The sequence below is a fragment of the Pyxidicoccus trucidator genome, from assembly GCF_010894435.1.
GTDB lineage: Bacteria > Myxococcota > Myxococcia > Myxococcales > Myxococcaceae > Myxococcus > Myxococcus trucidator.
In genome coordinates this window covers 17,448-30,512 of the sequence record NZ_JAAIXZ010000003.1, presented here as the reverse complement: position 1 = coordinate 30,512, position 13,065 = coordinate 17,448, and the positions used below count along the sequence as shown (strand labels likewise).

General features: G+C 67.7%; 9 protein-coding genes. 7 read left to right on the top strand and 2 right to left on the bottom strand.

Features of this window, described 5'->3' with window-relative positions:
- Positions 1-135: 135 nt before the first annotated feature.
- Together G4D85_RS10260 and G4D85_RS50990 are read left to right on the top strand one after the other, a co-directional pair.
- Positions 136-765, top strand: a complete 630-nt coding sequence (locus G4D85_RS10260; RefSeq protein WP_164010639.1) for a hypothetical protein — start codon at positions 136-138, stop codon at positions 763-765.
- A gap of 248 nt (positions 766-1,013) precedes the next feature.
- Positions 1,014-1,304 (top strand): DUF6289 family protein, encoded by a 291-nt coding sequence (locus G4D85_RS50990; protein ID WP_476705372.1) that lies wholly within the window; start codon positions 1,014-1,016, stop codon positions 1,302-1,304.
- A 277-nt stretch (positions 1,305-1,581) separates the two neighbouring features.
- On the opposite strand, the gene G4D85_RS10255 is transcribed toward G4D85_RS50990, so the two are convergent.
- Positions 1,582-3,648, bottom strand: coding sequence for an endo-1,3-alpha-glucanase family glycosylhydrolase (locus G4D85_RS10255; protein WP_164010637.1), 2,067 nt, complete (start codon positions 3,646-3,648; stop codon positions 1,582-1,584).
- Between the two features lie 108 nt (positions 3,649-3,756).
- Here G4D85_RS10255 and G4D85_RS10250 point away from each other — a divergent pair, with 108 nt between their 5' ends.
- Both G4D85_RS10250 and G4D85_RS10245 read left to right on the top strand, forming a co-directional pair.
- Complete coding sequence (locus G4D85_RS10250) at positions 3,757-4,023, top strand: hypothetical protein (protein WP_164010635.1); 267 nt, start codon at positions 3,757-3,759, stop codon at positions 4,021-4,023.
- The gene (locus tag G4D85_RS10245) at positions 4,008-4,694 is read left to right on the top strand and encodes a hypothetical protein (protein WP_164010633.1); all 687 of its coding nucleotides are present in this window, start codon (positions 4,008-4,010) and stop codon (positions 4,692-4,694) included. The genes G4D85_RS10250 and G4D85_RS10245 overlap by 16 nt, the downstream gene beginning before the upstream one ends.
- A 19-nt stretch (positions 4,695-4,713) precedes the next feature.
- Here G4D85_RS10245 and G4D85_RS10240 read toward each other — a convergent pair whose 3' ends face one another.
- A complete protein-coding gene (locus tag G4D85_RS10240) occupies positions 4,714-5,091 on the bottom strand; it encodes a DUF3592 domain-containing protein (protein WP_240359238.1) in 378 nt (125 codons plus the stop codon).
- A 1,166-nt stretch (positions 5,092-6,257) separates the two neighbouring features.
- On the opposite strand from G4D85_RS10240, the gene G4D85_RS10235 reads away from it, so the two are divergent.
- The 3 genes from G4D85_RS10235 (at position 6,258) to G4D85_RS10225 (ending at position 12,654) form a co-directional block, all read left to right on the top strand.
- On the top strand, positions 6,258-9,191 hold the full coding sequence (locus G4D85_RS10235) for a CHAT domain-containing tetratricopeptide repeat protein (RefSeq protein ID WP_164010632.1): 2,934 nt from the start codon (positions 6,258-6,260) through the stop codon (positions 9,189-9,191).
- 316 nt (positions 9,192-9,507) lie between these two features.
- Entirely contained in the window at positions 9,508-10,716 is a 1,209-nt protein-coding gene (locus G4D85_RS10230) for a matrixin family metalloprotease (protein WP_164010630.1), read from the top strand.
- A 495-nt stretch (positions 10,717-11,211) separates the two neighbouring features.
- Entirely contained in the window at positions 11,212-12,654 is a 1,443-nt protein-coding gene (locus G4D85_RS10225; protein ID WP_205525498.1) for a serine/threonine protein kinase, read from the top strand.
- The last annotated feature ends 411 nt before the right edge of the window (positions 12,655-13,065 follow it).

Genomic DNA, 13,065 nt, shown 5'->3' with positions numbered 1-13,065 from the left:
GCCCCGCCGTCCATTGGCAACCGGAGAGCTCCTCTCCCATCCGAAGCGCAACGGAATCCCCCAGGATTGCGGGGGATTTTCCCAAATGAGAGGAGCCTCAAGTTTCCGGTCACCCAGCGAGAAAGGAGCTTTCCCATGAGAATCGCAAGGTTTCTGGCAGCACTGGTTGGAACACTGCTGATCTCCGGCACGCCGCTCACCGCGACGGCCGGGGAGCCGGGTTCCAACGCGCAGACTCGTTCAGAGGTCCGCACCTCCGGTACCACGCTCGATATCACCTGGGACCAGCCGATGCCGGCCGCCGAGGCGGAGGCGTTGACGAAGAGCCTGCAGGGCGCCGTAGAGGAAGAAGACGTTCAAACCTTCATACCGAAGCCCAACGGAAATGGGCCGCAGTATGACGTTGTCAAATGCGACGAGGCGAACCACGTCTTCACAGACCGGAACGGCATCTTCAGCGCCCGCTACAACTGCCGCTTCAAGAACGTCAACTGGGGGTTCAAGGTTTCGCAGAAGCTCGTGGCCATCGCTGTCGGAGACATGAAGGAGTCTGGAATGGTCTGGCATACAGCCACGAAGAAGCTAGGCCAGAACGGGCACCACACCGTGCCCATCTACTACCAGCTCCACGGGACTATTGGGGGGATCAAGGATGGTGACATCTTGCATTGGTCCGACAGGCTCACCTTCCGCGTCAATGCGGGTGGCCGGGAGGGGACCGCCGTCCTCAACATCGGTGGAACCTTCAAAGTCTCCCGCCGTTGACAGCCTCTGCCAGGTCCTCAGTCCGCGCTGGGGGCGAGCTGCTGTAAGTCCAGTTCCGCCTCGGCGCACCGGAGCATGACCTCGTCGGGCCAATCAAGCCCCCTCGCGCTCCGATGGCAGCTCTTCCAAGGGAGCTGAAGTGTTGCGCTCGCCATGAAATACCCCTCCCCTACCCACTCGCATGAGGCTTTGTGGCACCATACCCACGCAGCAATTGCCTGGAACACCTCATCCCTCAGGGAGGAAGAATGCGCTCGCTATTGCTTCTGGGTCTTGCCGTCGTCGGAGTTCAGCTCGGCTGTGGAGCGGACGAAGCTGACATGGGAGCACAGTCCGATTTGGCATCGCGCGAGGACCAACTCTATATCTGCCAGACTGATTCTCTCACCGTCTTTTACAGCGACGCCACCTACACCACGGAGGTCGGCTCGGATCGGTGCTTCTGCGGCAGTACGCCATTGCGCTCTGGCCGCAGAACCCCTTATGCGGTCGTGGAATACAGCGAGGAGTGCCTCGGAATCGCACCGACAACGCCATAGCTCCAGGCGACAAAACAGACAGTGCGCGGACTGGTGCGCGTCCGCGAAGCAGGAAACGGCCTGCCCGGTGTTGAGCGGGCATGGAGCGAGGCGAAGTGACGGACGAGCCACCGGGGACGTGGGCAGGGCTCAATGGCCACTCGCCAGAGACCTGCTCCGCGCCTGGCCGAGCTCGCCGCGCTGCGCGTAGAACCCGACGATGGGTAGGAGGGTTGAAGGGAGACCCGACGAGCCGTGCGCTGGCTCGTCGGGTCTTCGAGACACCTTGTCGTGTCGTTCAGCGCTTCAGCCACATCGGTTCGCCAGGGCACATCCGGCAGCGGGCTTCACCATTCGCACAGGAGACCGCGCACGACGGGAGCGTTGCGCGGCTCGAACTCCCGGCCCGGTACAGCAAGTCCTGGTAGTCGATGGAGCCGACGATTCCGTGCATGCTCTGGAACTGCACGACGGTGGCTCCCGCGCGCTTCAGCCTGAAGGTCGGAGTGCCCACCGTCATCGCCGTCTTGACGACCTGCACACCGCCCGCCGTCTCGTCCTCACCGTAGGTCGTCGCGCCCTGGGTGATTTCGAGCCGGCCCGCGGACTTCAGGAAGCCCACCAACTCAACCTCGTTCGTCGCCGGGCACCCCGCCCGGCAGCCCGCGAGATTCGCCGAGGTCTGTTTCGTGGGCACCAGGGACTGATGGTGGATACGGTGGTTGTAATACAACACGTCGCGCTCGAGGGTCGGCCGGGTGCCGGTCTTGAACCACTGGATGTAATACGCGGTCATGTCGTACGCGGGCCACTGCTTGCCAGTCGAGGGCCGGATGTTGTGGTGCTCGTGCTGGTCATTCCAGGTCACGATTTGAACCTGGTCCATGCCGTCGGCAATCACGTTCTCCCAGATGGAGCGAAGCGTCTGTGAGTTCTTCGCCTCCCAGAAGGCCTTGTCCTTGGGCCGGTAGTCCTGACTGCTCATCGGGTGGATCCACGGCTTCCCATACCCGGCCGCCTTCGTCTTCAGGCCTCCCGAGTACCCGGCCGTGGTGATGGGGACGGCGGTCCCCCATCCCGCGTAGGCGTCGGCGACCGTCTTGTACTCCTCGAAGAGCGCCGTACTTCCCGTCCCGAGGAAGACAGGCACCAGATACAGGCTCATGCCCAGCTCAGTCGAAGCGCGCTGCTTGAAGGTGGCGTGGAAAGCAGCCGTCCGGCCCTGTGCGGCGGGATTGAACAGGCCCACGACATACTTCCCATCGGGGCGTCGCAGGAGCGCTGAATAGCCCTTCAACTGCCCCAGGATGCGAATCATCATGTCCTGGTCCCCCGACGTGCTTCCCGTATTGAGAATCGTCAGGTCGAAGTTGGGAACGATGTCGAAGCCACCGGCCTGGGAGGCCGCGTCGACGACGGTCTTCGCCCGGGTCCACACGGCGCCGTTGTTCACGTCGCTGTCGGTCCACAGGTTCAGATAGAAGCCATCGATGCCGATTCTCGCGGCGAGCTCGATTTCGTCCTTCGCGTCGCGCAGCCGCCAATCCGTCTCCGGTCGCGTCAGCCTCGGAAGCGGGCGCTCTCGCATCATGCCGCCATACGCCGCGTGCGCTCCACCCTCGCCGTTGACGGCGATGTAGTTGCGCTCGTAGTAGTCATTGGACGTCGGGTTGTAGTTGTCGAGCGACACCGGATAGTAGTGCCAGTGCGCATAGACCTTCCTCGCCGACTGCCGGAGCGCCGTCCGGGAGACCGCGGTGAATGGCCACTCACACGGACCGCAGTCGGGACCGCAATCGACGCCCGTCTCGGTCCCATTCTGGACCCGGTCCGAGCAGGTCGCGGCCGTTACGCTCAGCGGAGTGTCGTACTGATTATCGCTCTCGTCGGTCTCGGCCTTCAGGCGGTTGATGTCGTCGACGTGCGCGAGGAGCGTGTGCGTGCCAGCGGTGCCCGGCGCGGTCCACTCCCGGGTTCCCGTCGGGCCATGGTTGGCGCTGAGCGTGACGCTTGCGCCGGGAGCGATGGAGGTCGTGTGTGTATCCGACCACGACACCTGGGTGCCGTTCACCCAGAACGAGACGCCATGGATGACGCCTGCCGGAGTCGCGACCGTCCCCGTGTTCTTGAGTGTCGCGCTGAAGATGACGGTACTGCCCGGGGCCGTGGTGGTCGGGCTCACACCCGTGACGACGAGGTTGTAGCCGTCCGCGAGTCCGGCGTGTGAGGTCAGGGTGCCTTCAGTCGACTCGCCCTCCCCCACTCCACAGCTCAGCAATGCGGCCGACAGGCCCGCGAGCAGTCCCCACAGCGCACTGCGCCTGCGCTGTGCGTCTCTCTCCAGATGGTGAAACGCCGGTTGCATTCAGAGGCTCCGCTCGGTGATCCGGTGAAGGGTGGAGGGCGGATGGTACGAAGCGCACAGCACCCAGGCGAGCCAATCCCTCCGTGCCAGCTCGAAGTGGATGAGCGGGTGCTCCTCGAATCCGTCTCCGGCGGCCCCTCCCTGACGTTCAGGCTCGAGACGAACGAGGAGGAAGCACGGCCCGCGGCGGACGTGGGGGTCTGCCCGCCCGGCGCTGTCCCCGAAGAGGGGCTCGCCGCCTTCCGGGCGGCCTGCGCGCAGTGCCATGTGAACAGCGACGGGTGGGACCTGGCCCACTTCGGCTACTCGGACGCGGCAATCGTCCGGCGGGCGAGCGCACACGTGGACACGACCACCGCGTGCTCCATGAGCTGACGGAAGGGCCCGAGGGGGCCGGGCGCATCTGCGAGGGCGTGGAGGGCTTCCACACCACGCCCGAGCCCTGCTTCCAGGCGCGCAAGTGGATGGCCGCGCTGGCGGGCCTGCATGTGCTGCGCTCCGGACTGCAGGACCGGGTGCCGGGAGAAGTGGTGGACCTGTGGTGGGACGTGGGCGCCGCCGAGGCCACCATCGCTTCACGCAATTCGGACCTCCGCCCCATCCACGCCCCCAGCGGCTCCACCTGGATGTACCTGTCCTGGTCGCTGGACCCCCTGCGCCAGAACACCCTCACCTTCTACTTCCCCGAGCTGGTCAAGCACGCCGGGCTGGGGCGGCACTCGGCGTACACCATGCTCTACTCGGCGGCGCTCGCCAGCGAGGGCCCCGTCAGCGAGCACCCCTATCTCCTCGTCCAGGCCGCGTCCGGCCGGACTCCCGTCCGCTGGAGCTACGACGCGACGGCATGGGGCCTGAACCTGCTGCTGTCCAACCACGCCCGGGGACTGCGCCCGGCCACCCCGGAAGCGCGAGCGCGCGCGCGCACGTACATGGGCTACCTGCGCCATGATGTCTCGCGGTACGAGGCCCCGACGTACTTCACGGCACGGCAGCAGTCGGCGCTGAACGCCCTGGTCGACCAGGTCGTCGCCGGCCTGGAGGACTGAGCTTGGGGTGTCGCGGGTGTCATGAACGGCCGCGCGCCCGGGCCTTGAATGTGAAGGGCCACGAGTCCAAGCCGAGAATCTTGGCGAGGGTGGTGAGCCCGTACAGCACCGACAACACCAGGAAGGTCAGGGCCAGGGCTCCACCGATGATGACCTTGACGAGGGGCATGCCGGGAGCGAGCACCGCGCGCTCGGGGTGTTCCGGCGGCACGTAGGCGGTGACTCGCTGGCCCGGAACGAGGCGCTCTGCGTCTCGGGCGCTCGTTCCGTCCACGGTGAAGCGCTCCGCCGTATAGCTGACGCCGTTGAAGACGAAGCGGTAGGTGATTGCTCCCAGTCGCTCGGTCGTCGTCCGATTCCGGATGGGCTGATGCTCCCAGGTGCGGGATGTGACGATTTCCGCTGGGACGGGCTGCCAGCCCTGACTCTCCCAGCCCTCGAGGGCCAGCTCCTCGAGGTGGAGGAGTCCTACCCCCCCCCACCATGAGTCCCACCATGACGACCAGGCACGTCATCGGGAGCTCTCGCCAGGCGCCTGACTTCCGGTCCGTCCTGGCGGGGGGCGGTGAGGCCGGCGCGGAATACCTCAGAACGAACTCATCGCCCACCAGGAGCGCGGCCAGCACATGCGGGTCCCTCAGCTCTCCGAGCGGGACGTGCCATGTCCCCCATCCAGCCACTTCGATGCGCATCGTGGCGTCGTGGTCGGAGAGCTCCAGCGACACGCCACGCACGTCCGCCCGCGCCGCGCGGCGCACGGGCTTTCCTCCCTCCCAATGTTCGAGCGAGTCCGGCTCCAGCCGGAGCGCACCGAAGCTCAGGCCTTGCTCCCGCTCCATGCGCTCGCGTGCCCGCGAGAGCTGCACGCACAGCGACGCGCGTGAGAGCGCTACCTCCAGGAGTTTCTCCAGCGGCCATTCGCGCCCGAAGGACACGGCTTTGTCGCCGAAATGGCCCTTGAAGTGCAGCGTGACGCTCCCGAGGGAGGGCCCCCGCCGCGGGCTCTCGCGGGGCCCGAGCTGCACGGAGGTGAGGTCGACCCACGCCTGGCGGGAGAAGCCTCGCTCCAGATAAAGGGAGTCGAGGCTCACGGTGCGGCTGAGGTCCCATGACGGCCTCACCGCGAGCAGCGCGACCACGCCCACCAGCGTCCAGCGCAGCGCGCCGGGCATGGAGAGGTCCTCGGTCGACCGCGCCAGCAACAGGGCCGACAGCGCGATGACGACGCGCCAGGCGAACAGCTGGAGGCGCCAGGCTCGACTGCGGCCAAGCACGACGGGTGGGTCTTCGGGGAACATGCACCGGAAGTGTCGCACGGAGCGGTGCGACAGCGGCAGGACCCGGACGACCTGCGCGAGGAGGAGCTACGCCCCGCGCTCGCCACCGATGCGCTGACCTGGACGTTCATGCAGAAAAACCAGGGAGATAGGCGCCCTTGGTGTCCCCACGGTGCGGCGTGAGCAGGAATCCGCGGATGTTCTTGCATGACTTTGCGGGTCACCGGCTCTTGGGGTGGAGGCTGTTGAACGGTGGATGGCCGTATTGTGGGCCCAAGGGGGAGACATGCGACAGGTTCTCGTGTGGATGGCAGTGGTGGCCCTGTGCTGTGCAGCAAAAGCGGCGGCCGGGGAGAACCCGCCGGATGCACGGCTGCAGGAAGCGCAGACGGCCTATGACAAAGCGATAACACTCGAAAAGGCGGGCAAGTACGCCGAGGCTGTGGCGCAGGGTGAACATGCGCGCGTGCTGCGGGAGGCGGTGCTCGGGGCCTCGCATCCAGACGTCGCCAGCTGTCTGGACCTGCTCGGTGGGTTGCAGCAAACCCAGGGGAACTTCGCCCGAGCCGAGCCACTGCTTCAACGCGGGCTCACCCTTCGGGAAGCGGCGCTCGGCAAGAACCATCCCGACGTCGCCACCTCGCTCAACAGCCTCGCCAACCTCTACGATGCTCAGGGGTTGTACGGCCGGGCCGAGCCGCTCTTCGAGCGCGCGCTCGCCATTGGCGAAGCGGCCCCCGGCAAGAACCCTCCCAGCATCGCCACCTCGCTCAACGGCCTCGCCAACATCTACCGTGCGCAGGGGTTGTACGGCCGGGCCGAGCCGCTCTTCGAGCGCGCGCTCGCCATTGGCGAAGGGGCCCTCGGCAAGAACCATCCCGACGTCGCCAACTCGCTCAACGACCTCGCCGGCCTCTACCATTCCCAGGGGCTGTACGGCCGGGCCGAACCGCTCCGCGAGCGCGCGCTCGCCATTTGGGAGGAGGCCTTCGGCAAGAACCATCCCTACGTCGCCATCGCGCTCAACAACCTCGCCAACCTCTACGTGGCCCAGCACCTGTACAGCCGGGCCGAGCCGCTCTACGAGCGTGGGCTCGCCATTTTGGAGGAGGCGCTGGGCAAGAGCCACCCCTACGTCGCCAACTCGCTCAACAACCTCGCCAACGTCTACGCTGCGCAGGGGTTGCACGGCCGGGCCGAGCCGCTCTTCGAGCGCGCGCTCGCCATCAACGAAGCGACCCTCGGCAAGAACCATCCCAGCATCGCCACCTCGCTCAACAACCTTGCCAATCGCTACCGTGAGCAGGGGTTGTACGGCCGGGCCGAGCCGCTCGTCGAGCGCGCACTCGCCATTTGGGAAGCGGCCCTTGGCAAGAACCATCCCTACGTCGCCGTCTCACTCAACCACCTCGCCCTGCTCAAGGTGGGCCAGAAGCGCCTCGGCGCGGCCGTCCCGCTGTTCACGCGCGCCTTCGCCATGTCCGAGCAGCGCCTGCGCAAGGAGGCACTCGGCTTCTCCGAGGCGCGCCTGGCCAGCTTCCTCCAGCTTTTGCGGACCGACGAGGAGCTGCTCTATGCGCTGCTGCGCGCACACCCCGAAAACGCCAGCATCAGGCGCATGGCCCTGTCTGCCACCCTGCTGCTCAAAGGCCGCTCCGTCGAGGAGACGGCGGACATCTACCGTGCTGTCTACCAGCGCCTGGGCGCCCAGGAGCGCGAAACCTTCGAGCGGTTGCGCGGGCTGCGCACCCAGCTGGCGAGTCGCTCGCTCCAGGGCCCTGGCTCGCTCCCATTGACTGCCCACCAACAACAGCTCAAAGCGCTTGCCTCGCAGGGGGATGCCCTCGAAGCCGACCTCGCCAGGCAATCCGCCCCCCTGCGCGCGCTGGCCGCGCTGCCGTCTCCCGCTGACATCGTCGGCCGGGTCGCCCAGGCCCTGCCCAGGGACGGTGCCCTCATCGAGTTCATCACCTATCAGGACCGTCCATTCGCGCGCGGGCCCGGCGTCCCAGAGCCCCACCTCCGCTACCTGGCGCTGGTGCTCTTCCCGGACGCCAGCATTCGCACCCTCGACCTGGGCCCCGCCGAACCCATCGACTCCGCCGCCTCGCGCCTACGAGACGCCCTGGCCAACCGCGAGGCCACCTTCCAGGCTCAGGCCCAGGCACTCCATCAGCTCGCTTTTCAACCCCTGCTTCCACTGCTGGGCAAGGCCCGCCGCCTCTTCCTCTCGCCGGATGGACAGCTGGCCCTGGTGCCCTTCGCCGCCCTGCACGACGGCGAGCGCTTCCTCGTGGAGGCCTTCGACTTCACCTACCTCACCTCCGGCAAGGAGCTGCTGCCTCGCCCCCAGCAGCCTGTCCCCGCTTCCTCTGTCGTCGTCCTGGCCGACCCTGACTTCAGCGCCCCACCCCAGGCACCCGCGCGCTCCAAGGAAGAGGCTCCCGCGCCAGCCGAGCGCTCCACCTCCGTTGATCGCTTCTTCTCCACGCGGCGTGAGGAGCTGGCGCAGCGGGACTGGAACCTCGTCCCCCTGCCAGGCTCCCGCCAGGAGGCCGAGGCCATCAAGCGCCTGCTGCCCCAGGCCCAGCTCTTCCTGGGCCCGGAGGCCACCAAACAGCGGCTGCTGCAAGTGCCCACCCCCGGCATCCTCCACCTGGCAACGCATGGCTTCTTTCTGGATGACGCCCCGGCTTCTACGAATACCCGCGCCGTCGGCAGCTTCGGTGCGCTGGGCGAGGCCCCTCTTGCTCCACGCCCCTCGGACCCGCTGCTGCGCTCCGGCCTGCTCTTCGCGGGGGCGAATGCGCCGGCGCCCTCCGCCTCCGGCGCGCCCCAGTCCCCGCCCGACAGCGCGCTGGCGACGGCGCTGGAACTGGCGGGCCTCAACCTGTGGGGCACCCAACTGGTAGTGCTATCCGCCTGCGACACCGCCCGGGGCGACGTAAAGCCAGGCCAGGGCGTCTACGGGCTGCGCCGCGCGCTCGTGCTGGCGGGGGCCGAGACGGTGGTGATGGGGCTGTGGAAGGTGAACGACGACACCACCCGGCACTTGATGGAGGCCTACTACCAGAGACTGCTCGCGGGTCAGGGCCGCGCCACCGCCCTGCGCGAGGCCATGCTCTGGTTGCGGGCCACCCAGCCCCACCCGCACTACTGGGCTCCCTTCATCGCGCTGGGCCGAGACGCTCCGCTGCACGGGCTGGAGCCGAAGCCATAGCCCGCTCGAAGCTCGGGGGCGGGTTCGGCTGTGCTGGAACCGAAGCAGCCCCCGCGAATGGATGTTCAGGGAGAGCTGCTCACCGGCCCGCTCGGGCAGCTCGCCCTCGCGGCTGGAGTGCCGCTCGGAGCCGATGCGGTCATCCCCGAAGGTGCCCAGGGTCTCCACCGCAAAGCACAGAGCTCGGGCGGCCCGAAGATTCTTTGCATCATTGTCGGCCGGGCCGGCTCATCACTTTCGACGGTAGGGGCCAGAGCACGCAGCCGATGCGCGTGGCTGGGCCCGGCTCCGTCGCGTCTATCGGAAGGACCTACCCATGAAGAAGTCCAGGACCCTTGTACGCGCCGCACTGGCGATGAGCATTGTCTGCGGCGGCTGCGACGCGGCACCCGATGAGGCGGCTGGCGAGCCGGTCACCACCACCGCCGGACGGACCGTCACGTTCGAGGAGTTCCTCGGCACCGTCCACCAGGAAGCGGATGGCGTGTACGTCTACGACGGTGACATGTCTGCGTATAGCATCGGTGAGCTGCGGCAGGCCTGGGAGCGCATGTATCCGCCGAACGGCGCCCTCACCGCCTTCCCGTACAACGCGTACGCCGACGATGTCTGGCCAGACAACAAGAAGCTCAATATTACCTATTGCATCAGCAACAACTTCAACAACAACAAGCAGGCCGTCATCAACGCCATGAGCGTCGCTGGCGCCGCCTGGGCCGCGAAGGCGCTCGTCAACTTCGTCTACGTCCCGAGCCAGGACGCCAACTGCACCAGCGCGAACACCAACGTTGAATTCGACGTCAACTACGCCACCAGCACGACAACCCTTGCCCGGGCGCTCCCTCCCTCCACGCCGCGTGAGCTTCGCACGCTCACCATCTACAGCGTGGCGTTCAACCCCGGCACCGGCTGGCCGCTGTCAGGCCTCCTGATGCACGAGCTGGGTCATGCGCTCGGATTCAGCCACGAGTTCAGCCAGGCCGGCTCCTCGTGCACGGAGAGCGGAGGGGGACGGCCCATCACTCCCTACGATAGCGGCTCCATCATGATGTACCCCCATTGCGGCGGGACCAACACCTCGGCCCTGTCTCAAAGCGACATGGAGGGAGCCACCCAGCAGTACGGCAGCCGCGTCTGGACGAACGCGGTTTCTCCGGGGGGCTGCGGCCATCTTCCCGCCGGCAAGGGCCTCGACCGGGGTCAAACTCTCTGGTCGTGCGACTCCCGCTTCTATCTCCAACACGCGCTGGACGGGAACCTTCGCCTCTACAAGGTGACCTACTCGCCTACCGGCTCCTCCCATACCGCCATCTGGTCGTCTGGAACCGCGAACCAGGCGGGCTACGGCACGTACATGCAGACCGATGGCAACCTCGTCATCTATACGGGCCTCGGCCGGTATATCTGGCACACCAATACGTATGGCAACCCGGGCTCCAGCCTGGCGGTCCAGAACGACGGCAACGTGGTCATCTACTCGCCGTCGGGGCAGCCGCTGTGGAGCACCGGCACGGGAGGCCAATAGCCCCGCCGTGAGCCCGGAGCAGGCGGGCCGCCTGAGGACCCTCGCCCCGGGTTGGCGCGGGTGCCTCAGGGGCCCCGGTTCCTGGAGTCACCGCCTCTTGGCGTCCGTTGGCTGCCCACCCCACACCTGGGCAGCATCCGGGGCTCTTCAGGGCGCCTCGTAGCTCAAGTGCACGTGGGCCCGCCGCACGCGCTGGGAGTCATGTAGCCGCACCGACGCTCGTACTGCCGGGACGGAGACGGTCCTCGCCAGCAGCCTTCAGGAGCTGAGCGCCAAGGCGCTGGAGCACACGACGCGCGACGAGTACCGCGCCTTCCAGGAAGAGGCGGACCGCGAGCTGTAGGCGGCACGCCCGGCCCGTGTCCGGCGTGTCACCACAGCAAGTCCTCGGCTGGTGCTTCAGCCGCCGCGGATACTCGTTGGATGGTGTTGGAGTTCCACTACCTCGCGAGTAGTCTCCTCGGCTGCGGTGCGGACCGCCTCACGAGGTACCTCATGGCGTCTGATTACCTCGATCCGGCAAGCCTGCCCTCGGGGACGCGACTCGGCCCGTGGCAGCTGCTGGAGCAGCGCGGCCGGGGCGCCTACGGCGTCGTCTACCGCGCCGTGCTCGCAGAGCAGCAGGCCGCGCACGTCGTGGCCCTCAAGCTGGCCCTCTACCCAGGGAATGCGCGCTTCGCGCGCGAGGCCGAGCTGCTCTCCCGCGTCCACCACCCCGCCGTCCCACGCCTCCTGGACAGTGGCCACTGGCAGCCCCACGAGGGCGTCTCCTACGCCTGGCTCGTCATGGAGTGGGTCGAAGGCGTTTCCCTCTATGACTGGGCCCAGGCACAGCGCCCGTCTTCGCGGCAGGTGCTTCAGCTTCTGGCCCGGCTGGCCCGCGCCCTGGACGCCACCCATTCGGCCGGAGGCCTCCACCGCGATGTGAAGGGTGACAACGTCCGCGTCCGCCGCGCGGACGGCCAGGCCTTCCTCATGGACTTCGGCTCAGGACACCACCTGGGCGCCTCCACCCTCACCTCTCAGCTCTTTCCTCCCGGAACCCCGTCCTACCGCTCGCCCGAGGCGTGGCGCTTCGTCTTCGGCCCCCGAAAGCCCCCGCCCGTCCCCTATGCCCCGGGGCCCGCGGATGACCTCTTCGCCCTGGGTGTCACCGCCTATCGCCTCGTCACCGGGAAGTACCCTCCGTCCGCGCACCCCTGGGAGAAGGCGGAGGCCTGGCTCTGGCGCACCGAGGAGCTGGCGCACTGGACGGCGCGAGTCTGCAACCCCCACTGCATTCCGGAGCTCAGCGCCCTGGTGTCCCGGATGCTCTCGCCCCGCCCCGAGGCGCGAGGCAGCGCGCGGGAGGTGGCGGAAGCGCTCGAGCAGGCCGCGCGCAACGCGGGACGTGAGGCGGATGCGCCGCTCTTCACGGGAGAAGAGCCTCGGCCCGCGGGCCTCTTTCCCCTCCCCCAGCGCGTCACGGTGCGGCGCCCTCCTCCCATGCGCAGGTGGCCCTGGTTCGCCGCCGCCGGCTTCGCAGGCGCACTGGCGCTGAGCGCCGGGGGGCTGCGGAGCGTGAGCCCCCCCGAGGAGCCCACGACGTCGCACCTCGCGCAGCAGGAAGAGACGAAGGATGCCGGCACCGTGGCCGTCGGGGACTCCGTCCTGACGGCGCCGGTGGCTCCCGAGCGAGCCCCCTCCGTGTGGCCCTCCATCGCGGTAGACGTGCCACCGAAACCCTTCCCAGGGCAGCGGCGCCCGGACGGCTACGGCCGCTGTCCCGGCAAGGTGCAGGTCGCCATCAACGGCGGTTGTTGGACGAAGCTGCCCGTGGACCTGAAGGACTGTGCTGATTCGGGCGGCGTTGAATACAGGGGCGCGTGCTACTTCCCCTTCATGACTCGGCAACGCCCTGCCACCTCGGGCCCCGCGGCTCGAGACGGCGGTCCATAGCCAGCGGCTCCAGCGCCCGACTTGTGCTCCCGGCCGGTGTAGAGCCCGTGCAGCCCCTTGAGGGACACACATGCCCAGGCCGCCTCCCATCAGGTGCGCGGCAGGAGTCTGGGCCAGTTGGCTCTGTGGCGGCGCAAGCCTCGACAGGGTGGCCCTCGCGCTGGGGCCAGGCTCGCACCTGCCATGGGCAACCCCAGGTGCTCCACATGGCGCGCACCCCTTCGGATTGCTTCCGTGACACCTCGTGAGATTTGTCCGAGGCGGAGGCACCCGCGACGCCACACGCCGTAACAGCTCCATCCCGGTGAAGAGCAGGTGCGTGTTGGCGTGCAGGGAAAAGCCCTCCAGGACGGCGCACCGGACCCGAGCGGTGAGCCGGGGGACTCCAGCGTGGCCGCGCTGGAGCCCCAG